The sequence below is a fragment of the Streptodolium elevatio genome, from assembly GCF_040649515.1.
GTDB lineage: Bacteria > Actinomycetota > Actinomycetes > Streptomycetales > Streptomycetaceae > Yinghuangia > Yinghuangia elevatio.
The window spans coordinates 1-25,426 of the sequence record NZ_JBEZFP010000135.1; the positions used below are offsets into that span (position 1 = coordinate 1).

Sequence of the window (25,426 nt, forward strand, 5' to 3'; positions counted from 1 at the left end):
GAGGCAAGCAAGGGGTCCGGGGGTTGTCCCCCGGGCGGGCACAGCCACGTGGAACACGAGACAGCGGGTGAGGCAAGCAAGGGGTCCGACGGCCGCCCTCAGGACGCGCACGGCTCCGGCAAGGGCGAGACGCCGGGTGAGGCCGGCCGGGAGGCCGGCGGGCCGTCCTCCGGCGAGCACGGCCACGTGGAGGACGAGACGTCCCCGGGCGGGCGGCCGAAGCGTGGTGCCGGGGAGCCCGCCGAGCGGGCCCCCGAGGCGCCGGACGCGGCGGCGCGCCTGTTCGGTGACAACCTCGGCCTCGCGGTGCGCTACGCCGACATCCTGGCCGACATAGGGGTGCGTCGTGGGCTGATCGGCCCCCGGGAGGTCTCGCGCCTGTGGGAGCGCCATCTGCTCAACTGCGGCGTGCTCGCCGAGCTGGTGCCCGAAGGTGCCGTGGTGCACGACGTGGGGTCCGGTGGCGGGCTTCCCGGCATTCCGCTGGCACTCGTGCGCCCGGACCTGCGGATCACGCTGGTGGAGCCGTTGCTGCGGCGTACCACCTTCCTCGACGAGGTGGTACGCGAGTTGGGCCTCGACCACGTCGAGGTGCTGCGTGGTCGTGCCGAGGAGGTACGCGGCAGCATCGCCTCCGATGTGGTGACCGCCCGGGCCGTCGCACCGCTGTCCCGACTCGCGGGCTGGGGCCTGCCGTTGCTGCGCTCCGGGGGCGAAATGCTGGCGTTGAAGGGGGACACCGCGGCTGCGGAGCTGCAGGAGTCCGAGGCGGATCTGCGCAAGCTCGGTGCGGTCGGCTGGGACGTCGTCCAGGTGGGGGAGGGCATCGTGGACCCGCTGACCACCGTTGTACGCGTCCGGATGGGTGAAGTCGTACGTCCCCCCGCCCGGGGAGCCCGCAAGGCCGCGAGGAACGGCCGTACCGGCGCCAAGGGTTCGACCCGCGGCGGCCGTTCGGGGCGGCGTGGCTGAGCCCACCGCACTCCGATCGGAGTTCTACCGATTGTTCGGAGATTGATCCGATCCGTCGGATATGTGACTCATGTTGTAAGTGCCCGGTGTGTCGCGAAGCCTCTTCGTGATCGCGCCGGGCATCGTGTTTCACGTGAAACGACTTCCGTGGAAGCGCAAATGGGCCGCGCAGCTCGGCGTCCCGGAGGCTTCAAAGATCCAGCAGGTTCGCTCCCCTCGCCCGCAACGACCGCCGAACATGGCAGTCTCTGAGAATGCCGACGGGGCGCGTGGCTCCGCCGGGGTTCTGGCAGCAGAGGAGAGTGGACCGTTGTCGTCCGACGTCACCGCCCCCGGGCAGGGCGGGCCGGCAGGGGGAACTGCCCTGCCCACTCAGCCGCACGGGGGATTCCACGACTCGCCGACGGACCCCGTGCCGGGGCCTCGCGATCCCTATCCGCCGGGTGGTCCCGGCACCGCCCCCGGCGACGTTTCACGTGAAACCGAACCGGAGTTGGTGGACGACACCCCTATCGCGCGGGCCGCACGCCAGGCCGTCGAAACCAGCCGGGCGGCCGCCGAGGGACTGCCTAGGCCCGCGGAGACGCGGGTCATGGTCGTCGCGAACCAGAAGGGCGGCGTCGGCAAGACCACGTCGACCGTGAACCTCGCGGCCGCACTCGCCCTGCACGGCGCCCGCGTCCTGGTGGTCGACCTCGACCCGCAGGGCAACGCGTCCACCGCGTTGGGGATAGACCATCACGCGAGCGTGCCGTCGATCTACGACGTCCTGGTCGAGGGTAAGGACCTCGCCGAGGTCGTGCAGCCGGTGGTGGACGTCGAGGGGCTGTTCTGCGCCCCCGCGACGATCGACCTCGCCGGCGCGGAGATCGAACTGGTGTCGCTGGTGGCCCGGGAGAGCCGGTTGCAGCGGGCCATCGAGGCGTACGAACAGCCCCTGGACTACATCCTGATCGACTGCCCGCCGTCGCTCGGTCTGCTGACCGTGAACGCGCTGGTGGCCGGTCGCGAGGTGGTCATCCCGATCCAGTGCGAGTACTACGCGCTGGAGGGGCTGGGCCAGTTGCTGCGCAACGTCGAACTGGTACGCGGCCACCTGAACCCGCAACTCCACGTCTCGACCATCCTGTTGACCATGTACGACGCCCGGACCCGGTTGGCCTCACAGGTCGCCCAGGAGGTGCGTGACCACTTCGCCGCCGAGGTGTTGAACACATCGATCCCGCGTTCCGTGCGGATCTCCGAGGCGCCCAGTTACGGGCAGACGGTGATGACCTACGATCCGGGATCCAGCGGTGCCTTGTCGTATCTTGAGGCGGCGCGCGAGATCGCGCTTCGTGGGATCGCCGCAGAAACGAAGGGGGCACAGTGAACGAGAAGCGCAGGGGTCTGGGCCGGGGGCTCGCATCGCTGATCCCCTCGTCCGAGCAGCCCGCGGCGGTCGAAACGGCACTCGCCACGACGCTCCCCGAGCCCAAGACGTCGCCCACGTCCTGGCCCGTGGTCATCCCGGATCCGGCGGCTCCGGCGGTCATCGAGCCCGTGCGGCCGGTGGTGCCCGGAAGCGTGGTGCCGGGGAGTGTGGTGCCGGCCGAGCCGACCCCGGTGTCGCGCGACGAGCCCGACGAGCCCGCGGCGCCGGCCGAACCCGCCACCGTGCACGGGGCGTTCTTCGCCGAGCTGCCGGTCGACGCGATCATGCCGAACCCGCGTCAGCCGCGTGACGACTTCAAAGAAGAGCCGATGGGTGAGCTGGTCCACTCCATCCGGGAAGTGGGCCTGCTCCAACCGATCGTGGTCCGGCAGACGGGCGCCGACGCGTACGAGCTCATCATGGGCGAGCGCAGGCTGCGCGCCTCGAAGGCCGCCGGGCTCACCACCATCCCGGCGATCGTGCGGGCCACCGACGACAACAAGATGCTCCTCGACGCGCTGCTGGAGAACCTGCACCGCTCGGAACTCAACGCGATCGAGGAGGCCGCCGCCTACGACCAGTTGCTCAAGGACTTCGACTGCACGCAGGAGGAACTGGCCGCCCGCATCGGCCGGTCGCGGCCTCAGGTGACCAACACGCTGCGGCTGCTCCGGCTGCCGCCGGAGGTGCAGTCCAAGCTGCAGGCCGGCACGTTGTCCGCCAGCCATGCGCGGTCGCTGCTCGGGCTGTCGGACCCCGAGGCGCAGATCGCGCTCGCCAAACGCATCATCGCCGAGGAGCTGTCGGTGCGTTCGGTCGAGGAGATCGTGTATCTCCAACAGGCCGAGGAGGAGCGCAACGGCCCGGCGAAGCCGAAGAAGCAGAACCGGGCGCGGGCGGGCACGCGGCGGGCCGCGGAGATCGACCACCTGGAGACCCGCCTCAAGGACCGGTTCGAGACCAGCGTGAGCATCGCCGTCGGTCAGAAGAAGGGCAAGGTCATCGTCGAGTTCGCGACGGTGGAGGACCTGGAGCGCATCCTCTCGGTCATGGCGCCGGGGGAGGAGCGGGTGCTCGCGCGCCTGCGCAGCCGTACGTCGGACGATGCGGAGTCGGCTGCGGGATAGCCGGAGCGCGAACCGACGCCGGGCGGACCGGGTCGGGAATGCCCAGGGCCCCACGGACATCGTCCGTGGGGCCCTGGGCATTGTCACCGTGCATCCGAGACCCGACGTTTCACGTGGAACACGTCACGGGTGTCGCGCCGCGCGCTCCTCGTGACCCGGGTGCCCGGGCCACGAGGCACTGTTCGGTACCCCTCGGTGCGCCGATGTTTCACGTGGAACCGAGCCCCCCGACGCCTCGGCACATTCGTACCTCGGCGCTTCGGCGCATCCGCGTTTCACGTGGAACGCGACACCGCCCGGTGCAGCAACTCCCGGTAGAGGACGCCCGCGTCGAGGCCGGCCGCGGCGACCGCCTGGGGCAGCAGGCTCGTCTCGGTCATCCCCGGAGCGACGTTGGACTCCAGGAACCACGCGGTGCCCGCGGCGTCGACGATGAGGTCCGTACGCGAGACGTCGCGCAGCCGCAGGACCTGGTGGGCCGTCAGAGCCGTCTGTGCGGCCGCCTGAGCGGCTTCCGGATCGAGTCGGGAGGGGACGAAGAACTCCGTCGTTCCGGCCGTGTAGCGGGCCGTGTAGTCGTACACCCCGGAGTCCGGCACGATCTCGACGATCGGCAGTGCCTCCGGACCCGATCCGGTGTCCACGACCGACACCGCGACCTCGGTTCCTTCGAGGTAGGTCTCGACCAGTGCCACGTCGCCGTACGAGAACGCCCCCACCATCGCCGAGGACAGCTCCTCGACGGTACGTGCGACCGAGGCGCCGAGCGCCGAGCCGCCGCGAGCGGGCTTCACGAACAGCGGGAGTCCGAACCGCGCGACGATCGCCTCCAGGACGGCGGACGCGCCCAGGTCCCGGAAGGTGTCGTGGGGGAGGGCCACCGAGTCGGGGGTCCGCACCCCGGCGGCGCGCAGCACCGCCTTCGCCATCGGCTTGTCGAAGGCGGTCCGCGAAGCGTCCGGACCGGAGCCCACGTACGGGATGCCGAGCAGGTCCAGCACATCGCGCACCGCGCCGTCCTCCCCGTAGGACCCGTGCAGCGCCGGGAAGACGACGTCCGGCCGGTCGGCGGCCAGTGCGGACAGCAGCCGTCCGTCGACGTCCAGGACCTCGACGTCCACATCGATCGCCCGGAGGGCGTCGGCGATCCGGCGGCCGGAGCGCAGCGACACGTCGCGCTCGTGCGACAGCCCGCCGGCGAGTACGACGACGCGGCCGAGGTCGCTCATCCGTGGTGGTCCTTTCGGGAGGGAGTTCGGGGGCATGGTGGTCGGATACCCCTTGGGGAGACGGGGAGAGACGGGGGAGGCGGAGACGGACACGGAGGCGACGGCGAGCCGAGAGCGGGAGCCGTCGCGCGGCCGCCGGTGCAGCCGTGGCGGTGCGGGCCGGTGCCCGCGCGTTTCACGTGAAACGCGCGCGACGCGGTAACGGACCGCCCCGACCCGAGCATCGTTCCACGTGAAACACCGCCGATCCGCCGACGCTCGTCCGAGCGTCGCTCACGCGAGGTCCGGTCCCGGCGCCTGGGTGGTCGGAGACGGCGAGGCGCCGCCCCGCAGTGCGGGGCCGGCGCCCGGGCCGCCGAACATCGACCGCAGTTCCAGCTCCTGCGAGATGACGCCCGCGAGGCGGCGTACCCCCTCGCGGATCCGGTCCGGGGTCGGATAGCAGAACGACAGGCGCATCGAGGACGCCCCGAAGCCGTCGGCGTAGAAGGCGGTGCCGGGCACGTACGCGACCCGGGCGGTGACCGCGCGCGGCAGCATCGCCTTGGCGTCGAGGCCCTCCGGCAGGGTCACCCAGACGAAGAAGCCGCCGGCCGGGTTCGTCCACGTGGCGCCGGGCGGCATGTAGGTGCGCAGCGCGTCGAGCATCGCGTCGCGGCGCTCGCGGTACATCTCGCGGTACGTCTTGATCTGCGCCCGCCACGGCTGCGTCTCCAGATACGCGGACACCGTCATCTGGGAGAAGACCGGCGGGCTGAGTACGGAGGCCTCGGCCGCCAGCACCAGCTTCTCGCGGACCGCGTGCGGGGCGACCGCCCACCCGACGCGCAGACCCGGCGCGAAGGTCTTGGAGAACGAGCCAAGGTAGACGACCCCGTCGGCGTCGTCGGCGCGCAGCGCACGCATCGGGTCGCCGTCGAAGCCCAGCAATCCGTACGGGTTGTCCTCGACGATCAGCAGATCCGCGGCGCGGCAGATCTCCAGGATCCGGGCCCGCCGTTCCGGCGACAGGCAGACGCCCATCGGGTTGTGGAAGTTCGGGATCGTGTAGAGGAACTTGGCGCGCTTGCCGGAGGCGCGCACCGCGGCGATCGCGTTCTCCAGGTGCTCGGGGATGAGCCCGTCGTCGTCCATGCCGACGTGCACGACGTTCGCCTGGTACGACGCGAAGGTCGACAGCGCGCCCACGTAGCTGGGGGCCTCGGCCAGGATGACGTCCCCGGGGTCGATGAAGATGCGGGTCACCAGATCGAGGGCCTGCTGCGAGCCGACGGTCACGGTGATGTCGTCGGGATGCGCGTCGATGCCTTCGAGGCGCATGACGTCGCAGATCTGCCCGCGCAGGGTCTCGTCGCCCTGACCCGAGCCGTACTGCAGCGCCACGGTGCCGCGCTCGGCGACCAGGCGGGCGACGGTGTCGGCGACCGCGTCGAGCGGGAGCGCGTTGATGTTGGGCATGCCGCCGGCGAGTGAGACGACCTCGGGCCGTGATGCCACGGCGAACAGAGCTCGTACCTCGGAGGCCGTCATGCCGGCCGTACGGGCGGCGTAGCGGTCGACATAGTTGTCGAGACGGGATCCGGGGGAGCTCTGCGGGACGTTCACGTACCGGCCTCCTTGAGGCGATGCGGGTGGTCGAACCTGCTGCTGTTCCACCGAGTATGCGAAATCGCACGACTCGGCGCGCTGTGATTGCCGCCATAGGAGTGGTCTTCGGCGGACAAACCGTCTGCGTCGTACAGCCGCATTGGGTCGGGTGGGCGGCGGGCGATTACCATGCGTCTTGGCGTAACCACCCATTCTGGAGGGCCCCATGCGCTCGGTGCGATGGGTTATCACCGGCCTCGGAGTCGGCGTCGTCGGCGGCTTCGTGGGCGGCTTCCTCACCTCGTCCCGTCCGGAGACGCGCGATCAGCGCGCGTGGTTGCCGGACGGCCCGGCGGTCCCGGTGCGCGAACTCCCCGCCGAGGACCGTGTCCTGCCGGGCAACCCGCAGCTGGTGCTGGTGGGGGAGCCCGCCCCGGAGTTCGGCGACGAAGCGATGGCGCACGTTTCACGTGAAACCTGAGCCGTGAAACCTGAGCCGTGCGTCATGGACTCGGAGCCGTGAACCCTGGTCGACCGAACCGGTTGTGAAACCGGGCAGGCCGTGAAACCCGAGCCGCGGCACCGCAGTCACCGCAGGCACCGCGCGAACCGCAAGAACCGCAAGAACCGCAAGAACGCCGAGGGCGGTCCGGAGAGTCTCCGGACCGCCCTCGGCGTTCTCTTCTCACCTGCCGCTCACCCGGCGACCGCAGGCCGCCGTCGGATTCGCCGGGCCACCCTCAGATGAAGGCCGGCAGCCGCAGCATGCCCGTCGGCTCGTCCTGGTCCGGCGGCAGGTACAGCCGCTGCAACGCGACCACGATCGACTCGGCCGCCATGTCGCGGAACGCCGCCTGGGTCAGCAGCGCGGCGTCCTCGGGGTTCGTCAGGTAGCCGAGTTCGACCCGCACCGCGGGCATCCGGGTGCTGCGCAGGAGCGGCCACGCCTTGCCGTGCGTACGGCAGTCGACCATGCCGGTGCGTGCCACCAGCTCGCGCTGCACGAGCCCGGCGAAGCGTTCCCCGGTGGGGGAGCGCAGCCCGTGCGCGTCGCCGCCGCTCCCGTAGTAGAACGTCGCGACGCCGCGTGCCTGCGCGTTGTCGTTGCGGTCCGCGTGCAGCGAGATGACGAGGTCCGCGTCGGTCGCGTTGGCGAACGCCGCGCGCTGCTCCTCGGCCACCACGACGCCGTCGCCGTCCAGTCCCCGGGTCAGGTACGCCTGCACGCCGAGCGCCGACAGGCGGCCCTCCAGGCGGCGGGCGAGGTCCCACATCACGTCGGCCTCGCTCAGCCCGTGCGCGACCACGCCGGGGTCGGTGCCGCCGTGTCCGGGGTCGATCACCAGGACCTTGCCGGAGAGTGCCGGACCCGACCGGTGGATCAGCTCCGACTCGCGCATCGCGTGCGGCTGCCCGCCGACCACCGTGCGCGCGAGCCGGTCCAGCGCGCGGAACGTCGCCGGGCCGCAGGTTCCGTCGGCGCGCAGCCCGTAGTTGCGCTGGAAGTCGCGCAGCGCGCGCTCGGTGCCGGGGCCGAGGAGGCCGTCGACGCGCCCGCAGTCGAAGCCCATGTCGAGCAGGCGCTGTTGGAGGGTGGCGACGTCGTCGCCGACCATCATGTGGCTCACCGAGTAGGAGAGGACGCGGTCCCCGAGCCGCCAGCGGGCCTCGTCGAGCTGGCGGTAGGTCTCGGGGCCCACGATGCCGTCGACAGTGAGGGCCCGCTGCTGCTGGAAGTGCCGCACCGCGCGGTCCACCGCGTCGTCGAAGAGCGCGTCGTCGCCGCGGTCCGGGTCCTGGTCGACCCGGGCGTCGGCGGCGAGCAGGCCCAGCAGCACCAATTTGGATCTGATCTCGGCCACGGCAGGGCCGGTGTCTCCGCGTCGGTACTGCCGCTGCAAGGTCATGGAACGGAATCCTCCCGAGATGGACGCGACACTCGATCGTACGCGCGCCGGACCGCACGCGAACCTGCCCGCGCCGCGTGCTCCGGGCCTCAACACGCGCGGAAGGCGCCCCCCGGTTCCGGGAGGCGCCTTCCCTCGCGCGACCCCGCCGGACGGTGCTCGGCGGGTCGGTCGGACGTCGCTCAGATGAAGTCCGCAAGCTCCTTCAGGAGCAGCGACTTCGGCTTGGCGCCGACGATGGTCTTGACGATCTCGCCGCCCTGGTAGACGTGCAGGGTCGGGATCGACATGACGCCGTACCGGGTGGTGATCTCCGGGTTCTCGTCGATGTTCAGCTTGGCGATGCCGAGCTTGTCGCCGTGCTCCGCCGCGATCTGCTCCAGCGCCGGGGCGATCTGGCGGCACGGCCCGCACCACTCGGCCCAGAAGTCGACCAGCACGGGCTTGTCGCTCTGGAGCACTTCGGCGTCGAAGGTCTTGTCGGTCGTCTTGATGATGCCCTCGGCCATGGTGGCTCCTTTGGTGGTAGGGCTCGGTCGGCGGATGCCCGGCTCGGTGCTCGCCGCCGTCGGCGACGAGAAGCTGCGGTAGGAGAAGCTGCGGTACGCGGGGGTCGTGCGGGTCAGACGGAGACTTCTTCGCGGTGCTTGAGGTCCTCCAGGTACCGCTCGGCGTCCAGGGCCGCGGCGCAGCCGCTGCCGGCCGCGGTGATGGCCTGGCGGTAGATGTGGTCCACGACGTCGCCGCACGCGAAGACGCCGGTGAGGTTCGTGTGCTGGGTCGGGTGCGTGACCTTCACGTACCCTTCCTCGTCCAGGTCGATCTGGTCCTTGAGCAGCTCGGTGCGCGGCTCGTGGCCGATCGCGATGAACAGGCCGGTGACGTCCAGGTCGCGCAGTTCGCCGGTGACGGTGTCGCGCAGCTTCACGCCGGTCAGCTTGCCGTCGCCGACGACCTCCGCGACCTCGCTGTTCCACGCGAACTTGATCTTGTCGTTGGCGAACGCCCGGTCCTGCATGATCTTCGAGGCGCGCAGCTCCTCGCGGCGGTGGATGACCGTCACCGTCGTCGCGAAGCGGGACAGGAAGGTCGCCTCCTCGATCGCCGAGTCGCCGCCGCCGACCACCGCGATGTGCTGGTTGCGGAAGAAGAAGCCGTCGCACGTGGCGCACCACGAGACGCCGTGTCCGGACAGTTCCTTCTCGTTCGGCAGGCCCAGCTCGCGGTAGGCGGAACCGGTCGCGAGGATCACGGCCTTGGCGCGGTGCACGTTGCCCGAGCCGTCCTTGACCACCTTGATGTCGCCCTCGAGCTCGGCCTCGACGATGTCGTCGGCGACCAGCTCGGCGCCGAAGCGCTCGGCCTGCTTGCGCAGGTTGTCCATCAGATCCGGGCCCATGATGCCCTCGGGCCAGCCGGGGAAGTTCTCGACCTCGGTGGTGTTCATGAGGGCGCCGCCCGCCGTGACCGCGCCCTCGAAGACGAGCGGCGTCAGGTCGGCGCGTGCGGCGTAGACGGCGGCCGTGTATCCGGCCGGGCCGGAACCGATGATGATCACGTTACGGACGTCGCTCACGCTGGGCCCATCCCTGCTTCTCGTCGAGCCGGCCGGGTACGTCGGACGGCTATGCCGGTGGTTGCGGGGCCACCCCCGTACTGCGGGGTGCGGCACTGTCCGCTCAACCGATCCTAGGTCCGCGCCATTCCCGTCTCTACCACGCCTGCGCCCGGTCCTCAGCGCGTGGGGACGATGCGGCTGAGGAGCACCCACGAGGCCGCCGGTGACCTGCTCGCGGACACCGTCGCGGGCTCGTCGCACGCGGCGGAGACGACGACCACGTCGACGCTCGCGCTGTCCCGGGTGTACACGAGGACGTACGCGACCTGATCCAGGTAGCGGGCCCGCTCGGACGCGATGAGGCTGCGGCCCGCGGCCTCGTCCTCGGCTGCTTCGGTGACGCAACGCGGAACGCCTGCCGCCGCGCCCTTCACGCCGGGGGCGTCCGGGACCGCCGGGCGGTTCGTCGTGGTCTCGGCGGAGTCGCTGCCGAGCCCGGGCCGACCCTGCCGTCCCAGCAGGGCGGCGACCTGGGAGCGCAGGTTGTCCTCGCGGTACTCCGGCAGTGCCGCCGCCGAGGACGCGGACGGCGCCGCGGCAACAGGCGGACCGGCGCCCGTCGGGCCGCCGGGCCTCCCGGCGGTTCCCTGCTCCTGTAGCGGCGCACTGGCCGCGCCTTGACTGTCCGAGTTGCTGTCGGAATCAGAGCCGCCCAGGCCGCCGCTGACGACCACTCCGACCAGGAGCAGTACGGCGGCGACCGCTGCCGCCGCGCCGAGCAGCCCGGGGGCGAGCCGCCTGCGGCGTACCTCGCCCAGATCGACGACCCTCGCCGACGCCTCGCCGACGCCGCGCGGGCGGGGCGGGGGCAGGGACCCGAGGTCGGGGCCCGTCGAAGGACGGGGTGCGGGGACCTCGGCGTCGACGCCCGCCGCACCCGCGGCTCCGCCGGACGCACCCGACGCCTCGGCGAGGGCGGACTCGATCCGGGCGTAGACGTCGTCGGGCATCGGCTCGGCCGGCTGCGCGGCGAGGAGTTCGCGTACCTCGGCAAGGGCGTCGACGGTGTCACGGCACTCGGCGCACTCGGCGACGTGGACTCGGACCTCGGCGGCCTCCGGGTCGGAGAGCAGCCCCTCGACGAGGTCGGAGAGGACGTCGACGTCCACGTGCCCGTCCGGGCCGACCATGCGGTTCTGCGCGGTCATCGCGTCACACCTCCGTCCCGATGCCCGTCCGTTCCTCCACCGTTCACATGCGGTCGGGGACGCACGGCCGCGGTGCCGTCGTCCGACGGTCTGACGGATGCCCCGGCCGCCTGGTTCCCTTCGCGTAGATGCCGGACGAGCGGGAGCAGCCGGGCGCGGCCGCGCGCACAGCGGCTCTTGATCGTTCCGGGCGCGACATCGAGGACCCGTGCGGCCTCGTCGACGGGGTAGCCCTCCATGTCCACCAGGACGAGTGCCGCGCGCTGTTCGGGCGGCAGCGTCGCCAGCGCCGACAACAGGGCGTCCCGCGTCTCGCCGCGCACCGCGGGATCCTCCCCGGCCGGCGCCGGGATGCGCTGGTCGAGGTCCTCGGGCAGCGGTACGGCCGGCCGTGCGGCCTTGCGCCGCGCGCGGTCGAGGCACGCGTTGACCACAATGCGGTGCAGCCACGTCGTGACCGCCGCACGGCCCTCGAAGCGCCCCGCCGCCCGGTAGGCGGATACCAGGGCGTCCTGGAGGGCGTCAGCGGCCTCTTCGCGGTCGCCGAGGGTGCGGAGCGCGACGGCCCAGAGCCGGTCGCGGTGCCGGCGCACCAACTCGCCGAACGCGTCCGCGTCTCCGGAGGAGTGCAGCGCGAGCAGGTCGACGTCCGACACGTCGACGTACGCGGGCTCCGCGCTCAAGCTCACCCCCCGGCGGCTGGAAAGTTCCGGGGGTCATCCTGGCACGGATCAGCTGGTGAAGCCGACCTCGGCGAAGCCGTTCTGGTAGCCGCTGCTGTAGAAGGGCTGGCCGTCGCCGCGCTGCATCGGCATCGCGGTCATCCAGACGAGGACGAAGCGCGTCCGCGCCTCGAACGTGAACGTGACCTCGTCGCCCTGGGTCGTCGCTTCCTTGATCGGGCTGAAACCGTCCAGCCGGGTCGGGAACGACGAAGCGCCGGGGTCGGCGGCGTAGATCGCGAGCGTGGTGTGGTCACCGTCGCCCGCGAGCTGGATCCGGGCGGTGCGCAGATCCTGTACGGACCCCAGGTCGTAGATGATGCCGATGCCCATCCGTATCTTCGCCTCCGGCCCGTCGACGTAGCTCTGCGGGCGCCAGGACGTGCCCGGCTTGCCGTCGAAGGAGAGGCCCACGTTCTCGGGGTAGTCGGAGGCGGCACCGCCGCTCGGGGTCAGGCTGAACTGCTTGGCGCCGCTGACGGCGATCGGCTGCCCGGTCTGCGGTGGAGCGGCCGCCGGAGCTGCCGAGGTCTGCGGGCTGCTGCTCGGGGTGGGCGTGGGGGCGGGCTGTTCGTCCCGGTCCTTGTTGACGTGTACGGCGATCTGCCAGGTGGCCAAGACGATCGCGACGAGCACGATGACGGCGACGATGCTCTTGACGAACCGGCCGAAGCCGCCGCCCAGCGCCGGCGGCGGTCCCGCCGGGGACCTGGTGGCAACCGCCCGCGGCGGACCGCCGTTGTAGCCGCTGCTGCCGCGCGACAGCAGCGCCGTCGGGGTGTACTCGTCGTCGAACTCCGCACCGGCCGCACTCACCGGCGGTTCCGGCTCCGGCGGCAGCACCGTGGGTATCGCCGCGAGGGCCGCGACGACGTCCTCGGGGGCCTCGAACGGCGCCTGGTGCTTGTACTCCTGCCCGAGCGCCCGCATCGCGATCGCTTCGAGGGGCATGTGCACGTGCGCCTTCACCTGGCCGGGGGTGCACAGCTTGTCGCCGTTGCGCGGGGCCTGCGGCAGCCCGTACGCCGCCGCGTCCGGCCAGCGCCGCGCCAGGCACGCGTACAGCAGCGAGCCGATGGCACGGGTGTCGTCACGTGCCGCATCGGTCGTGTCGTGGCCGTACAGCGCCGCCTCGACCGACAGGCCGACGATCTTGTACTGCCCGGTGTGCATGCGCAGCACGTTGTCGGGGTCGAGGCGCAGGTGCGACAGACCCGCGCGGTGTGCGACGGCCATGGCGTCGGAGACCGAACGCGCCATTTCGTACGCCTCGTGCGGCGGCAGCGGGTTGGTGGCCAGCAGCGACGCCAGGTTGTCCGCGTCCGGCAGCCACTCCTTCACCACGTAGACGAGGCCGTCCTCTTCGGCCGCGTCGAGCACCTGCACGAACCGGGGGTCACCGACCAGCGCCGCCGCCCGGGCCGCGGCCATCACGCTGCGCGCGTGCTCGCTCCCGGCCGCCACGAGGTGGATGCCCACGGCACGGCGCAGCTTCTCGTCGACGGCCCGCCATGTGGCGCTCTTGCCGTTCGAACTGAGCTTGTCCTCAAGCCGGTACCGCCCGGCGAAGCGCGTCCCGTGTGCGACGTCCGCGACCCGGCGCGGGGGTTCGGCCTCCTCGGACTCGAACTCCCGGGTCTCCGTGGCGACCTCGGCGGGTCGGTCGTGCTGCGGGGCGTCCTCGGCGGCTTCGGTGTCGGTGGTGCCCGGGGTGTCGTCCGTGTCGGTGGCGGGAACGACAGTCGTCTCCGCGGTGGCCTCTGCCGACTTGCCGTCCACCGAAGGGGCCTCCGGGACTTCGTGGTCCACGATCGTGTCCGCCACATCGGCGGCGGGGTCGAGTGCCACGGTCTCGGCCGTGACGTCGGCCGCCTTCGCGTCGTTGGTGTCGGTGACGCCGACACTCTCGGCAGTGCCGTTGACCGCGCTTATTTCCGTTCCGCTTTCGGTGCCGCCGTCCGCGCGGGTGGCCGCGCCGGTGCCGGAGTTGGAGTCAGTGCTGATGTCGGTGCCGGAGTTGCCGCCGGTGTCGGTGTCGGTGTTCGCATCGGTGTCGGAGCCGGTGGTATCGGTGTCGACGGTATCGGTCTTGCCGGAGTCGAGGGTGCTGGAGCCGGAAGGGCCGTCCGCCATCAGGTGGACGGAGCCTGCGGTTCGGTCCGTCACCGTATACTCACCCTCCTCGTAGCCCCGCCCCATCGTACGAGCGCGGCGGCACGGCGCGTCACCCGCCTGCTCTTTCGTACGACATCTTCGAGGGGCAAACAGGTTGCCCCGCGATCTTTCCGGCAAACCGACTTCGTCCCGGGCACTACTACCCCGAATCGCCTTGGGGCACCGCTTGTATGCCCCATCGTGATCCATCCCGCGCGAAATCGCTCGTCGGACACTGCTGTGACAGCCATCGTCTCATCCGACGCGTGGGGCGTGGGTGAGGTTCCGGCCGACGTCGGCCGCATCCCGGCCACGCCGGTCAGCGTCCCAGACGGCCCTTCACCATGCCTGTCATCGCCGAGAGTTCCTCGATGCGCATGCGGCTCGCCGCGACGAGGAACACCACGGCCATGGCCACGAGTCCGGCCAGCACCGCCGCGAGCGATCCGCCGAAGCCGACGCCCAGCGCGTTGGTGCACATGCGCGCTACGGCGAACGCGGCGACACCGCCGATCGCCGACGCGACGATCAAACGGGTGTACGTGCGTGCCACCCGCCGGCCGTCCAGGTCGGGGAGGTACGTCTTGAGCCGCCGCGCGGCGAGCATGACGCCGACGAGGTAGGCCGCCCCGTACGCCCCCGCCATGCCGACACCGGCCCACTTCGTGGGCAGCACCAGATAGGCGAGTCCGGACAGGGCGGCCGTAGTTGCCGCCACCCACACCGTGTTGAGGAACGGCGTACGCGTGTCCTCGTACGCGTAGAACCCGCGCAGCAGCACGTATTGCGCCGAGAAGGGGATGAGGCCGAGGCCGAGGGCCATCAGCATGTACCCGATCCAGTGGGCGCTGTTGACGCCGGTGGGCGCGAAGATCAGGCCGCCGATGTCGCGGCCGAGCGCGACGAACACGACCGCACACGGCACGATCGCGACCGCGGACATGCGCAGGCCGGCCGAGATGTCGTCGCGTACCGAGGTCTTGTCGTTGTCGGCGGCGGCGCGCGACATCCGCGGCAGCATCGCCGCCATGACCGAGACGGTGATGACCGCCTGCGGGAACTGCCAGACCAGCAGGGCGTTCGTGTAGGCCGAGAAGCCGACACCCCAGGTGATGCCGTCCGTCTGCGCGTCGCTGTCGATCGCGTTCGCGAGCTGCGTGGTCACCAGGTAGCCGAGCTGGTTCGCCAGCACGAACAGGAACGTCCACTTCGCGAGCCCGGCCGCCTTGCCGAGCCCGTGCCCGCGCCAGTCGAAGCGCGGCCGGAAGTGGAACCGGGCCGCACGCAGGTAGGGCACCATCGCGAGTGCCTGCACGACCATGCCGAGCAATGTGCCGATGCCGAGCAGCCGCGCCTCGTCGGGCGTGATGCGCGCCGCCGTCATGCCGCTGCTGTGCTGCGTTCCGGCGACCCAGATGTAGAGGCCGAACGTGGCGATGATGACGAGGTTGTTGAGGACCGGGGTCCACATCATCGGGCCGTAGCGCTCACGGGCGTTGAGGATCTGCCCGAACATCACGTGCAGGCCCATGAAGAAGATGATCGGCAGGCAGTAGCGCGCGAAGGTGGTGGCCAGCTCGAATTCGGCCTCCTGCTCGGCGAGCGAGTTGGCCATTATCCGGATCAGCCACGGTGCCGCGAAGACGGCGAGCGCGGTGAGCGCCAGCAGCAGCGTCATGACCAGCGTGAGCAGCCGGTTGGCGTACGCCTCGCCGCCGTCGTCGTCGTTGCGCATCGCGCGCACGAGCTGCGGCACGAAGACCGCGTTCAGCGCGCCGCCGCCGACGAGGATGTAGAGAAGGGTCGGCATCGTGTTCGCGACGTTGTACGTGTTCGCGAACACCGCGGTGCCGAGCGCGGCGGCGATGACGAGGCTGCGGATGAAGCCGGTGATGCGCGAGACGATGGTGCCCGACGCCATCAGCGCGCTGGACCGCATCATGCCGGAGAGCCGGCCGCCCACCTTGCCGCCGACCGGGATGCCGGCCATGCGCTCTTCGGCGCCGCTGCCGGGCAGGCGGTAGACGGGCGACTGGGACGGGCCAGGGAGCGGCTCGATGAGGTCCGGTTCGGTGACCGTGAGCGAGCCGGCCGCGGCCGCCTCGGCGCGCTGGCGCGTCTCATAGCGCTGGTACGCCTCGGTGTACGTCGGCATGCCGATCTCGCCGGTGAGGCCGAGGTGGATGCCGGTGAGCGTCTGGTCCATGAGCCAGCCGCCGGGGCGGTCGTAGTCGCCCCAGCCGCCGCCCGCGCCGTAGCCGCCGCCCGCGCCGCCGGAACCTCCCGAGCCGCCGCGCGGGCCGCCGGACGGCTCGTTCGCCGCCTGGGCCGCAGAGCGCCGCGAACGCCGCCGCTCGGGGGGAGGCTCGGGGGAGTACTGGCCGCCGTCCGGGCCGTAGCCGCCGCCTTGGTCGCCCTGGCCTTGGTCGCCCTGGGCTTGTCCCTGGCCGTAGCCGCCGTCCTGGCCCGGGCCGTACTGCTGTTGGTCGTACGGCTGCGGCGGGACCTGCGGGGCCCCGTACTGCTGGGCCGCGTAAGGGTCGTTGGCGTACTGCGGGTCCTGATACTGCTGCTCGGGATACGGCTGCTGCTCGGGGTACTGCGGCGGCTGACCGCCGTAGGCCGCGTCGTACGGCTGCTGCCCGTAGCCCTGGCCCTGGTCGTAGCCCGGCTGATAGCCGGGGGCCCCGCCCGGCGCCTGCGGCGTCGGGGCGAACACGTCGTCGAGCCCGCCGCTCTGACCGCCGGGGTCGTCGCGGAACCACCCGTCGCCGCTCTGCTGCGGCGGGGCGGACTGCCAGCTGCCGGGCTCCGGGGGCGGGGGATAAGGGGAGTACTCCTGGGCCGGGTCGGAGTACTGCTGGCCGTACTGGCCCAGGTAGGGGTCCACCGGGCGCCGTTCGCCACGACGCGGGGAATACGGGTCGTGCCCGTCGGCCGGGTCGTCCGTGCCGCCGTCGTACGGCTGCCGCTCGTCTCTCCGGTCACTCATGCGGGCAGGTCCTCGTCTTCCGCTTCAGATCGTCATGGTGGTCGGCTCCAGGTGCCTACTTTCTCATCCGGGGCCTGCTGAGGCGGTCCCCCGCGCCAAGTGTCCGCCGATATATCGACAAGAGGCGCAAATCGGTCAAGCCGGTGCGTGATGGTCCTCCGGCCTGTCCCGGCTCGCGTGCCGCCTGGTGCCCCCCTCGATCCTTGCGTGCGCCCCCGGGCCGCCCGCCACCGGGCCTTCCGGGTCGTGCGCCTCGCCCTCGCCCGCGTCGTCGGCACCTTCCGCCCCGGTCGGCGGCTCCTTGCGCCGCCGAATGTAGGCGCGGAGCGAGAACAGCGCGAGCAGCCCCGCGATCACCCCAATGATGCCCAACGTGATGCCGTCAATGCTGGTGGTGTTGACGTAGAACGTCTGCGTGGGCCCGAAGGCCTCCTTGCCGTCGGGGGTGAGCATCCGCACGTCGACGAGCACCTTGCCGTTGGCGGCCGACTGCGCGTCGACCGGGATGGCGATGGTGCGTCCACCGGGGATCTCGACCTCGTGCGGCTGCGTCAGGTTCAGCCGGTTCGGCTGTCTGGAGACCACGTCCAGGCGGACCGTGATGGTCTGCTGCAGCCCGTTGATGATGGTGATCGGGATCGTGCCGTTGTCGCCGGACAACGTCACCGCGGTCTTCGGCGCGATGCGGACCAGTTGCTCCAGCACCCGCAGGCTCCGCGTCACGTCCAGCCGGTACGCGTCCGCGTCCATCGTCTCGCCGCGCCACGTGACCGACAGCGTGCGCAGGACCGCCGGTTCGTACGGGTCGCGGATCCGGCTCTTGTCCTCCAGGATCGCCGCGAACGTGTCCACACTGCGCTGCAGATCCGGGATCGACCGCAGGTAGCTGTCGGAGAACTCGGTGCGCTTGAGCCCGGGCGGGTACGCCCGCATCGTCCGCTCCTCGCCCGGCGCCGTCTCGGCGAGCGCGTCGAGCGAGGCCGTCTCGGCCCACCCGCCGGTTCCGGCGGCGACCGACATCGCCGCCGCGATCGCCCGCCCGACCGCCGCGTCGAAGTGCCGGGGCGGCACGATCAACAGCGCGCGCTGCAGGGCCGGTTGCTCCATCGCGATGGTGAACAGCTCGGCGATCAGCGCCTGCTGCAACCGCAGCTGCCCGTCCGGCCCGTCCGCCCCCTCGTCCAGCAGCACGTCGATGCGCGGGTCGGTGACCAGCGCCGCGGTGCCCGGCCCGACCTGGGAGCGCGTCGAAGTCGTGTGGTCCAGCTTGCTGCTGCGCGGCGGCATGCTCGCCCCCGACGCCACCACGATCGAGGAGCCCGTCGCCTTCGCGGTCTCCAGGATCGGCGGGTCCACCGCCCCGGCGATCGGCCAGGTGACGTCGCTGCGGACGGTCTTGCCGTCGAGCGTCGCGGTGGCCGTGGCCCTGCCGCGATCGACGGCCGCGCGCAGCTCCGGGAGCAGATCCGTCTTCGACTTGGTCGACGAGGCGTGCGCGACGGTGGCCACATCGGTGTCCGCGTACGGCAGCGCGACCACCGTGTCGTCGGCGACCGCCGCACGCAGCTGCCGGAGCCAGTCCGCCGCGGCCGCGGTTCCCTTGCCCGGCTCGGTCTCCTCCTCGGTACGCGGCGTCGCGGCGGCGGGGTCCGATTCGCGCCCGGCGTCGTCGCCCTCTTCGGTGTTCTTGTCCGCCGGCGGGTCGGTCCTGGGCGGTGCGACGCGGTACGGGGTCTCCATCGCGCGCACGGTGTCCAGCAGATCGGGGTCGACCACCCAGGTGACCCCCGGGATCTGCTGCCCCGTCTGGAGCAGCTGGTTCAGGCGCCCTTCGCCGGCCAGCTCGGCGGTCAGACCGTCGTTGGTGAAGACCGGCGTCTGGACCCGGTCGCCGATCGTCGTGCCGTCCAGCCGGGGCTGGTCGATCAGCGGCCACAGCACGCCGACCTGGGTCTTCTTCAGGCTGTTGAGGCCGTCCTTCGGAACCCAGGGCACGAGCACCTGCGACGACCCGACCTCGGAGCCGCCGTCGAGTGCCTGCACGGTCAGCCCGTGGACGGCGGCGTCGCCACCGAGCGACATCTTGTCCACGGGGACGGTGAAGGTGTCGGGCTGCGTGGCGCCGGCGGCGATGTGCGCGATCTGCTTCGTCGCCGAGGCGTCCCGGACGTCCCGGTTCGACCAGGAGTCCGGGGCGGCGAGGTCGCCGCGCAGCGTGAGCGCCTGGCTGACCCGCAGCTTGACCGTCACCTGGTCCAGGTCGCGCCCCGAGTTGTTGACCACCTCGAACCTGACGGTCAGCGTGCCCTTCGGCTGCAGGACCGCCGGCGTCACGGCGGTCAGGACCACCTGGACGGGGGTACCGTCAGCGGCGTGCGCCGCACGCTGCAGCCCGGTCACGACGGCCGTCGCGGCCAGCACGAGGACGAGCACGAGGACGCCGACCGCGCGCCCGGCGCCGTCGCGGGTACGGGTCACGCGCTGTCCGCCAACAGCTCCGGCGCCCGTACGGCGAGCCGGCGCTCGTCCGGATACGCGAGCCTTGCCGACAGCGCACCCAACGGAACCCACGCGACCGCCTCGACCTCGATGTCTTCGTCGGACAAATCCCCGCCGGCCGCCTCCATCAGATAATGGTGGACGGTCTTGTGCACCCGGCGGTCCGGAGCCGTGAACCAGTAGTCGATGACGCCCAGCGGGGCGAGGACACGGCCCACGATGCCGGTCTCCTCCTCGACTTCGCGAAGCGCCGCCTGGACCGCGCTCTCACCGTCTTCGATATGCCCTTTGGGCAGGGACCACAACAGACGGCCGCGGCGATCGCGTCGGGCGATCAGCGCGGCACGCAGTGTGTCCCTGTCCACAACGAGGCCACCGGCCGAGTGTTCCTCGACCGCCTTGAGCCTCCGCCGCGGCGGGGTGGTCTCAGAGGGCATCCTGAAATCCTAGTGCGCCGCGCCGTGGAGTTGGGTGACAAGATCACCCCATCGCAGCCCCGGGCTCCGATAAAGGTGACGATCCGCCCGCACGGTCCACGTACCCTTGTACGTCGTGCCCAACGCGAAGAACTCACCGCACGCCGCCGAGCAGGACCTTCCCGCGGCGGACGCCGACGTGCCGACCGACCGGCTGAACCTCGTCCAGCGCAGCGCCGTCACCGAACTGCTGCGCGTCGCCCCGGTCGCGGACGACCTCGCCCGCAGATTCGCGGCGGCCGGGCACCGGCTGGCCCTCGTCGGCGGCTCGGTGCGCGACGCGCTCCTCGGCAGGCTCGGCAACGACCTCGACTTCACCACCGACGCCCGCCCCGAGCAGGTGCTCGCCATCGTGCGGCCCTGGGCGGAGGCGGTGTGGGAGGTCGGGATCGCCTTCGGCACGGTGGGCTGCCGCAAGCAGGCTCCCAACGGTCACGACTTCCTCATCGAGATCACCACGTACCGCTCGGAGGCGTACGACCGCACGTCGCGCAAGCCCGAGGTCAGCTACGGCGACTCGATCGAGGACGACCTGGTCCGCCGCGACTTCACGGTCAACGCGATGGCGGTCGACCTGCCCGCCGTCGACTTCGTCGACCCGTACGGCGGTCTGGAGGACCTCGCCGACCGCGTGCTGCGCACGCCCGGCACTCCCGAGGCGTCGTTCGGCGACGACCCGCTGCGCATGATGCGCGCCGCCCGGTTCGCCGCGCAGCTGGACTTCGACGTCGCGCCCGAGGTCGTCGCCGCGATGACCGCGATGGCCGACCGCATCGACATCGTGTCGGCCGAGCGCGTACGCGACGAGTTCAACAAGCTCGTGCTCTCGCCGCACCCGCGCAAGGGCCTGCTGCTGCTGGTCGAGACCGGCATCGCGGCCCGGGTGATGCCCGAACTGCCCATGCTGCGCCTCGAATTGGACGAGCACCACCGGCACAAGGACGTCTACGAGCACACCCTGACCGTGCTCGAACAGGCGATGGACCTGGAGGCCCCGGGCGAGCCGGACCTCGTGCTGCGCCTTGCCGCGCTGCTGCACGACATCGGCAAGCCGCGCACGCGGCGCTTCGAGGACGACGGGCGCGTGTCGTTCCACCACCACGAGGTGGTCGGCGCGCACATGACGAAGAAGCGCATGAAGGCGCTGAAGTACCCGAAGGACATCACCGACGACGTGACGCGCCTGGTCGAACTGCACCTGCGCTTCCACGGCTACGGCACGGGGGAGTGGACGGACTCGGCGGTGCGCCGCTACGTGCGGGACGCGGGTCCGCTGCTCGACCGCCTGCACAAGCTGACCCGCTCGGACTGCACGACGCGCAACCGCCGCCGCGCCGCCGCGCTCGCCCGCGCCTACGACTCGCTGGAGGAGCGCATCGCCAAGCTCCAGGAGCAGGAGCAGTTGGACGCGATCCGCCCGGACCTGGACGGCAACGAGATCATGCGCATCCTCGACGTGCCGCCGGGACCGCTGGTCGGGAAGGCGTACAAGCACATGCTCGAAATGCGCCTGGAGAACGGCCCGATGGACCACGACACAGCGGTCGCGGAGCTGCGCAAGTGGTGGGACCGGCAGACCGCCGGCTGACGCGACGTACAAATGGCGGTGGGGGCAGAACGGACATGGTCGTCCGTTCTGCCCCCAGCCGTCGTTCCAGCAGTACTTCCTAGCCCTCCGGGACCGCGAGCGGGTCAGGGGCGTTCTCGTTGGCGTTCAGGCACAGCAGCGTCTCGGAGCTGCCCTCGTCGAGATAGAAGTAGACGCCCTCGCCCGCGCCCGACTTCCAGGCCGGGATCTCCTGGCACTTTTCGCCCTTGGTCGTGCCGGAGAACTTGCCGACGACGGTGTACTGGCCGGCGGGCGTGCCGCACTCGGCCTTCTTGATGTCGTCGCCGCCGTCCTTCTTGACGTGCTCCATGCAGTCGCCGACCTTGGCGGACTTCGCGGCGCTGTCGTCCTTGGTGAAGTACACGGCGGCGGCGACGATGACGACCACGACAGGCACGCCGATGCGTATGTACTTCATCCACGGCTTGCGGCGCGGCTGCTGGGGCGGAGTCCCGTAGTAGTTCGGCGGCTGCTGCTGGCCGTAGGGCGGCTGCTGCGGCGGCATCTGCGCCGGGTACGGCTGCTGCTGTCCGTAGGGCTGGGGCTGCTGTCCGTAGGGCGACTGGTCCGAGGGACCCTGCGGGCCGTTCGCGAACGGGTTGGACACGGGAGCTCCGTTTGTGTGGGGGCTGCGGGGGGATGTCGAGCGCCCGAAACCCTAGGGGGTGAGACCGACGACCGCATCCCCATAGATCCGCTACCGGCTGATGTCCATCACGCAGAGAAGGTCCTTGCGGTCGACGACGATCGGGATGTTCGCGCCGGTGACCGAGCCGCACTGGGTGCCGTCAACCGTGTCCGGAATGATGGAAATGATCTGGTATTTCGCGCCGGGTGTTCCACACTCCGCAAGGTGCGGTGTACTGCCGGCCAGATCGTCGAGGCACGAACCCTCGCCGTACGCCCGCTTCTCGCCGCCCTGGAAGTAGAAGAACGCGCCCACGCCCACCACCGCGGTCAGCAGCAGTGTGAGCCCCATCACCAACGGGCTGAGCAGCACGCTGCGCTCGCGTGACGCCGCCTCGCGCCGCTCGCGCCGTCCGCCGTCCGTCACGGCCGGCGGGGCGGGGACCCGGGTGCCCTCCGGCGGCGTCGAATCCAGCCATGCGGGCACGTAGGGGACGCGGTCCGAATCAGACCCACTCGGGTAGTTGCTCATCTTCGGTCTCCGATGGGCATGAATGTGGCACAAGGCATGACTGAGCGATCGATCGCTGAGGCAGATTAGAGGGTCTTGCGCCGTTGCGCACTACTTGACGCTAAGTCGATACTTCGGAAGCCCGCAAGTAACGTTCTGCACACCGAAGATGGCGACTAAATGCCGGGAAAACCGGACGAATCAACCTTGTTGGTGGGTCGCAGTGGATGGTGGCGCACCGCGACGGCATACAACAGCCCTGTCACCGCGTAGCCCCCGGCGACCGCGATCAGCACGGCCGGGGACCTGCCGTCCGACGGCAGCGCGACCGCGGAGACCGCCGCGGCGCCCACGAAGGCGACGTTGAACAACACGTCGTACACCGAGAAGACCCGGCCCCGGTACGCGTCGTCGACCGTCGTCTGCACGATCGTGTCCACCCCGATCTTGGCGCCCTGCGACACCAGCCCCAACACGAAGCCGGCCGCCAGCATCGGCCCAAGCGCGAACGGCAGCCCGAGCCCCAGCTGCGCCGCGGCACCGACGAACGCGCACAGCACGATCCAGCGCGGCACCCCGATGCGCGGCGTGACGATCGGCGTGAGCACCGCCGCGAGGAAGAAGCCCGCCGCCGTGACCCCGACCGTGAGCCCGAGGGTCGCCAGCCCGGCGTCCGTGTCGTCGGGGTCGTTGAACAGGTTGCGGCACAGCAGCAGCGTCATGACCGTCAGCACGCCGAAGCAGAACCGCATCGCGGTGATCACCGCCAGCGCGTGCGCGGGCGCGCGCCGCCGCCACACGTGCGCGGCGCCTTCGCCGAGTCCGCGCGCGACACCGGCCAGCGCCTCGCGTACGCCCGGCACCACGCGGTCCGGGTCCGGCCCCAGCAGACCGACCGCCATCGTCGCCGCCACCGCCGCCGAACACAGGTACAGCGCACCGGAGATGAGGATCACCAGCGCCGTCGCCCCGGACCCCTCCTCGACGAACAGGTGCACCACGAACGCCGCGCCCGCACCCGCCGACGCCGCCACCGTGCCCGCCGTCGGCGACACGGCGTTGGCGATCACCAGCCGGTCCTCGGGTACGACGCGCGGCAGCGCGGCCGAAAGCCCCGCGAGCACGAACCGGTTGACCGAGAGCACGACCAGGCACGCGCCGTAGAAGACCGGGTCCGGCACGTCCGCCAGCACCAGCGCCGCGGTCAGCGCGGCCAGCAGCGAACGGAGCAGGTTGCAGCGCACCAGCACCTGGCGCCGCCGCCACCGGTCCAGCAGCACGCCGGTGAACGGCCCGACCAGCGAGTACGGCAGCAACAGCACCGCGAACGCCGCCGCGACGTCGCTCGCCGTCGTCTGCTTCTCCGGGGAGAAGAACACGTGCCCCGCCAGCGCGACCTGGAACACCCCGTCCGACAGCTGCGACGTCAACCGCGTCCCGAACAACCTGCGGAAGTCGCGCAGGCGCAGGAGGGACGCGAGATCGCGCAGCAGGGTCACGGACGCAAACGTACCGGTGCGCCCGGCGGGACCCCCGCCGGGCGCACCTGCCGCCCCCGTCACCGGGGGCGCGTCACGGCCGAACCCCGGCCGGGCGTGCTCAGAAGTCGTTCAGCCGCCAGACCTGGCCCGGTTCCCCGGTCATGCCGCTCTCCGGGTCCGAGAAGCCGTCCGCGTCCGAGATGCTCCACGCCGCCACGTAGACCGTGCCCGCCCGGTCCACCGCGAGGCCGGCCGGGAACGGGACGTCCAGGTACGTGCGGGCGCCGCTGTCCGCGTCGACCTTCACGACCCGGCCCGAGCCCTGCTCGCCGCCGAACAGCTCGCTGACGTACAGGTCCCCGTCGTGGTTGAAGGTGAGGCCGTGCACGCCCGTGAACCCGTCGATCGTGCCCTTGACCCCGCCGCCGGCCCCGATCCGGTACACCTTCGCGCCGCCCGGGCCGTCGCCCTCGGCCAGCACACCCACGTAGTAGTCGCCGTCCGGCCCACGCGTCACCGACGAAGGCACCTGCTGCGGGCCGTTCGCACCGCCTTCGCCGCCCGGCCCGCCCGGCAGCACCGCCAGGACCTTGATCCGGCCGTTGCGCACCTCGTACACCGTGTTGGCGCCCGCGTCCGCGACGATCTGCCGGTCGTTCAGCGCCAGCACCGCGTACGGATTGGAGTGCACGTCCTCGGGGTTGCCGCCCGGGTTGTGGTCCAGCTCGTACTTCTCGATGTCGGCGACGACCTTGGGCTTCGCTCCGTGCGTCTGCACGGAGAGCAGCTTTCCGGCCTCCTTGTACCCGCCGGGGATCTCCTGCTCCCCGCCCCCGACGACGGTCCACAGCTTGCCCTGGACCGCATCGACGCCGTTCGGCCCGACCGCGAACGCCCCGTCGGGCGAGGCGTTGGACGGCAGGCCGACCACGACGCGCTTGGGCGTCACACTGTTGGTGGTCTTCGCCGGCGACTTGATCCACGTGACCGAGCCGGTACGCCCGATGCAGCCGAACTCGCCGCACTGGTCCGGGCTTTCCGCCCCGCGACCGGCCTCGGCCACGTAGATCGACCAGTTGTGCCAGTCGGTGGAGAGCTGACGCGGATTGTTGAGCCCGGTGACCACGACGTCGACGGACGGCTCGACGCCGTCCTCGTGCGCGGTCGCCGGTATTGCGGACATGCCGAGTGCCAGGGCGGCAACTACCGCACCCAGCACAGGAGTACTCCTGCGCATGATGGCTTTCCCCCCAAGGAAAGTGAGGAGCCGGCCCCCCAGCCGGCTCATGCATCCCACAGTAAGTCCCCGACAACATCAGCGCACGACAAGAGGCCCGGCGACCCCAAATGGGG

20 protein-coding genes are annotated in these 25,426 nt (G+C 71.2%); 5 read left to right on the top strand and 15 right to left on the bottom strand.

Annotation, left to right across the window (positions count from 1 at the left end; all coding sequences use genetic code 11):
* Nucleotides 1–186 precede the first annotated feature (186 nt).
* The 3 genes from rsmG to AB0C36_RS35010 all read left to right on the top strand — a co-directional run bounded on the left by rsmG (nucleotide 187) and on the right by AB0C36_RS35010 (nucleotide 3,513).
* Nucleotides 187–972 carry a 16S rRNA (guanine(527)-N(7))-methyltransferase RsmG gene (gene rsmG / locus AB0C36_RS35000; protein WP_435839177.1) on the top strand — a complete coding sequence of 262 codons (786 nt, stop codon included), beginning with the start codon at nucleotides 187–189 and terminating at the stop codon, nucleotides 970–972.
* Nucleotides 973–1,336: 364 nt separating this feature from the next.
* Nucleotides 1,337–2,344, top strand: coding sequence for a ParA family protein (locus AB0C36_RS35005; protein ID WP_435839178.1), 1,008 nt, complete (start codon nucleotides 1,337–1,339; stop codon nucleotides 2,342–2,344).
* On the top strand, nucleotides 2,341–3,513 hold the full coding sequence (locus tag AB0C36_RS35010) for a ParB/RepB/Spo0J family partition protein (protein ID WP_358362334.1): 1,173 nt from the start codon (nucleotides 2,341–2,343) through the stop codon (nucleotides 3,511–3,513). The genes AB0C36_RS35005 and AB0C36_RS35010 overlap by 4 nt, the downstream gene beginning before the upstream one ends.
* A gap of 275 nt (nucleotides 3,514–3,788) precedes the next feature.
* Here AB0C36_RS35010 and AB0C36_RS35015 read toward each other — a convergent pair whose 3' ends face one another.
* Together AB0C36_RS35015 and AB0C36_RS35020 are read right to left on the bottom strand one after the other, a co-directional pair.
* A complete protein-coding gene (locus AB0C36_RS35015; protein ID WP_358362335.1) occupies nucleotides 3,789–4,742 on the bottom strand; it encodes a D-alanine--D-alanine ligase family protein in 954 nt (317 codons plus the stop codon).
* 273 nt (nucleotides 4,743–5,015) lie between these two features.
* Nucleotides 5,016–6,347, bottom strand: coding sequence for an aminotransferase-like domain-containing protein (locus tag AB0C36_RS35020; RefSeq protein ID WP_358362336.1), 1,332 nt, complete (start codon nucleotides 6,345–6,347; stop codon nucleotides 5,016–5,018).
* Nucleotides 6,348–6,555: 208 nt separating this feature from the next.
* Here AB0C36_RS35020 and AB0C36_RS35025 point away from each other — a divergent pair, with 208 nt between their 5' ends.
* Complete coding sequence (locus tag AB0C36_RS35025) at nucleotides 6,556–6,810, top strand: hypothetical protein (protein WP_358362338.1); 255 nt, start codon at nucleotides 6,556–6,558, stop codon at nucleotides 6,808–6,810.
* A gap of 259 nt (nucleotides 6,811–7,069) precedes the next feature.
* Here the strand turns inward: AB0C36_RS35025 and AB0C36_RS35030 are convergent, their stop codons facing one another.
* The 9 genes from AB0C36_RS35030 to AB0C36_RS35070 form a co-directional block, all read right to left on the bottom strand.
* The gene (locus tag AB0C36_RS35030) at nucleotides 7,070–8,236 is read right to left on the bottom strand and encodes an N-acetylmuramoyl-L-alanine amidase (RefSeq protein ID WP_358362340.1); all 1,167 of its coding nucleotides are present in this window, start codon (nucleotides 8,234–8,236) and stop codon (nucleotides 7,070–7,072) included.
* A gap of 182 nt (nucleotides 8,237–8,418) precedes the next feature.
* Nucleotides 8,419–8,745 carry a thioredoxin gene (gene trxA, locus AB0C36_RS35035; RefSeq protein WP_358362341.1) on the bottom strand — a complete coding sequence of 109 codons (327 nt, stop codon included), beginning with the start codon at nucleotides 8,743–8,745 and terminating at the stop codon, nucleotides 8,419–8,421.
* A 113-nt stretch (nucleotides 8,746–8,858) separates the two neighbouring features.
* Nucleotides 8,859–9,812 (bottom strand): thioredoxin-disulfide reductase, encoded by a 954-nt coding sequence (trxB, locus tag AB0C36_RS35040; protein ID WP_358362343.1) that lies wholly within the window; start codon nucleotides 9,810–9,812, stop codon nucleotides 8,859–8,861.
* A 158-nt stretch (nucleotides 9,813–9,970) separates the two neighbouring features.
* A complete protein-coding gene (locus AB0C36_RS35045) occupies nucleotides 9,971–11,002 on the bottom strand; it encodes an anti-sigma factor family protein (protein WP_358362345.1) in 1,032 nt (343 codons plus the stop codon).
* Nucleotides 10,999–11,685, bottom strand: a complete 687-nt coding sequence (gene sigM, locus AB0C36_RS35050; protein ID WP_358362346.1) for an RNA polymerase sigma factor SigM — start codon at nucleotides 11,683–11,685, stop codon at nucleotides 10,999–11,001. Before sigM ends, AB0C36_RS35045 begins: the two co-directional genes overlap by 4 nt.
* Nucleotides 11,686–11,733: 48 nt before the next feature.
* A complete protein-coding gene (locus tag AB0C36_RS35055; RefSeq protein WP_358362347.1) occupies nucleotides 11,734–13,890 on the bottom strand; it encodes a protein kinase family protein in 2,157 nt (718 codons plus the stop codon).
* Nucleotides 13,891–14,197: 307 nt separating this feature from the next.
* Nucleotides 14,198–16,870: a murein biosynthesis integral membrane protein MurJ gene (gene murJ / locus AB0C36_RS35060; protein ID WP_358362349.1), complete on the bottom strand. Its 2,673-nt coding sequence runs from the start codon at nucleotides 16,868–16,870 to the stop codon at nucleotides 14,198–14,200.
* 135 nt (nucleotides 16,871–17,005) lie between these two features.
* Nucleotides 17,006–19,348 (bottom strand): DUF6049 family protein, encoded by a 2,343-nt coding sequence (locus AB0C36_RS35065; RefSeq protein WP_358362351.1) that lies wholly within the window; start codon nucleotides 19,346–19,348, stop codon nucleotides 17,006–17,008.
* Nucleotides 19,345–19,806 carry an NUDIX hydrolase gene (locus AB0C36_RS35070; RefSeq protein ID WP_358362352.1) on the bottom strand — a complete coding sequence of 154 codons (462 nt, stop codon included), beginning with the start codon at nucleotides 19,804–19,806 and terminating at the stop codon, nucleotides 19,345–19,347. Before AB0C36_RS35070 ends, AB0C36_RS35065 begins: the two co-directional genes overlap by 4 nt.
* Before the next feature lie 115 nt (nucleotides 19,807–19,921).
* On the opposite strand from AB0C36_RS35070, the gene AB0C36_RS35075 reads away from it, so the two are divergent.
* Nucleotides 19,922–21,433 carry a CCA tRNA nucleotidyltransferase gene (locus tag AB0C36_RS35075; RefSeq protein ID WP_435839176.1) on the top strand — a complete coding sequence of 504 codons (1,512 nt, stop codon included), beginning with the start codon at nucleotides 19,922–19,924 and terminating at the stop codon, nucleotides 21,431–21,433.
* A gap of 79 nt (nucleotides 21,434–21,512) precedes the next feature.
* Here the strand turns inward: AB0C36_RS35075 and AB0C36_RS35080 are convergent, their stop codons facing one another.
* The 4 genes from AB0C36_RS35080 to AB0C36_RS35095 form a co-directional block, all read right to left on the bottom strand.
* Complete coding sequence (locus tag AB0C36_RS35080; RefSeq protein ID WP_358362353.1) at nucleotides 21,513–22,061, bottom strand: LppU/SCO3897 family protein; 549 nt, start codon at nucleotides 22,059–22,061, stop codon at nucleotides 21,513–21,515.
* A gap of 90 nt (nucleotides 22,062–22,151) precedes the next feature.
* Nucleotides 22,152–22,613, bottom strand: a complete 462-nt coding sequence (locus tag AB0C36_RS35085) for a hypothetical protein (protein WP_358362354.1) — start codon at nucleotides 22,611–22,613, stop codon at nucleotides 22,152–22,154.
* 155 nt (nucleotides 22,614–22,768) lie between these two features.
* Nucleotides 22,769–24,091, bottom strand: a complete 1,323-nt coding sequence (locus tag AB0C36_RS35090; RefSeq protein WP_358362356.1) for an MFS transporter — start codon at nucleotides 24,089–24,091, stop codon at nucleotides 22,769–22,771.
* Nucleotides 24,092–24,191: 100 nt separating this feature from the next.
* Entirely contained in the window at nucleotides 24,192–25,310 is a 1,119-nt protein-coding gene (locus AB0C36_RS35095; protein WP_358362358.1) for a ScyD/ScyE family protein, read from the bottom strand.
* Nucleotides 25,311–25,426 lie beyond the last annotated feature (116 nt).

Excerpts from the sequence above, each read along its gene's own strand:
- AB0C36_RS35095 (WP_358362358.1), bottom strand. The coding sequence starts at position 25,310 with ATGCGCAGGAGTACTCCTGTGCTGGGTGCGGTAGTTGCCGCCCTGGCA.
- murJ (WP_358362349.1), bottom strand. The coding sequence starts at position 16,870 with ATGAGTGACCGGAGAGACGAGCGGCAGCCGTACGACGGCGGCACGGAC.
- AB0C36_RS35045 (WP_358362345.1), bottom strand. The coding sequence starts at position 11,002 with ATGACCGCGCAGAACCGCATGGTCGGCCCGGACGGGCACGTGGACGTC.
- AB0C36_RS35085 (WP_358362354.1), bottom strand. The coding sequence starts at position 22,613 with ATGAGCAACTACCCGAGTGGGTCTGATTCGGACCGCGTCCCCTACGTG.
- AB0C36_RS35070 (WP_358362352.1), bottom strand. The coding sequence starts at position 19,806 with ATGCCCTCTGAGACCACCCCGCCGCGGCGGAGGCTCAAGGCGGTCGAG.
- AB0C36_RS35025 (WP_358362338.1), top strand. The coding sequence starts at position 6,556 with ATGCGCTCGGTGCGATGGGTTATCACCGGCCTCGGAGTCGGCGTCGTC.
- AB0C36_RS35015 (WP_358362335.1), bottom strand. The coding sequence starts at position 4,742 with ATGAGCGACCTCGGCCGCGTCGTCGTACTCGCCGGCGGGCTGTCGCAC.
- AB0C36_RS35030 (WP_358362340.1), bottom strand. The coding sequence starts at position 8,236 with ATGACCTTGCAGCGGCAGTACCGACGCGGAGACACCGGCCCTGCCGTG.
- trxA (WP_358362341.1), bottom strand. The coding sequence starts at position 8,745 with ATGGCCGAGGGCATCATCAAGACGACCGACAAGACCTTCGACGCCGAA.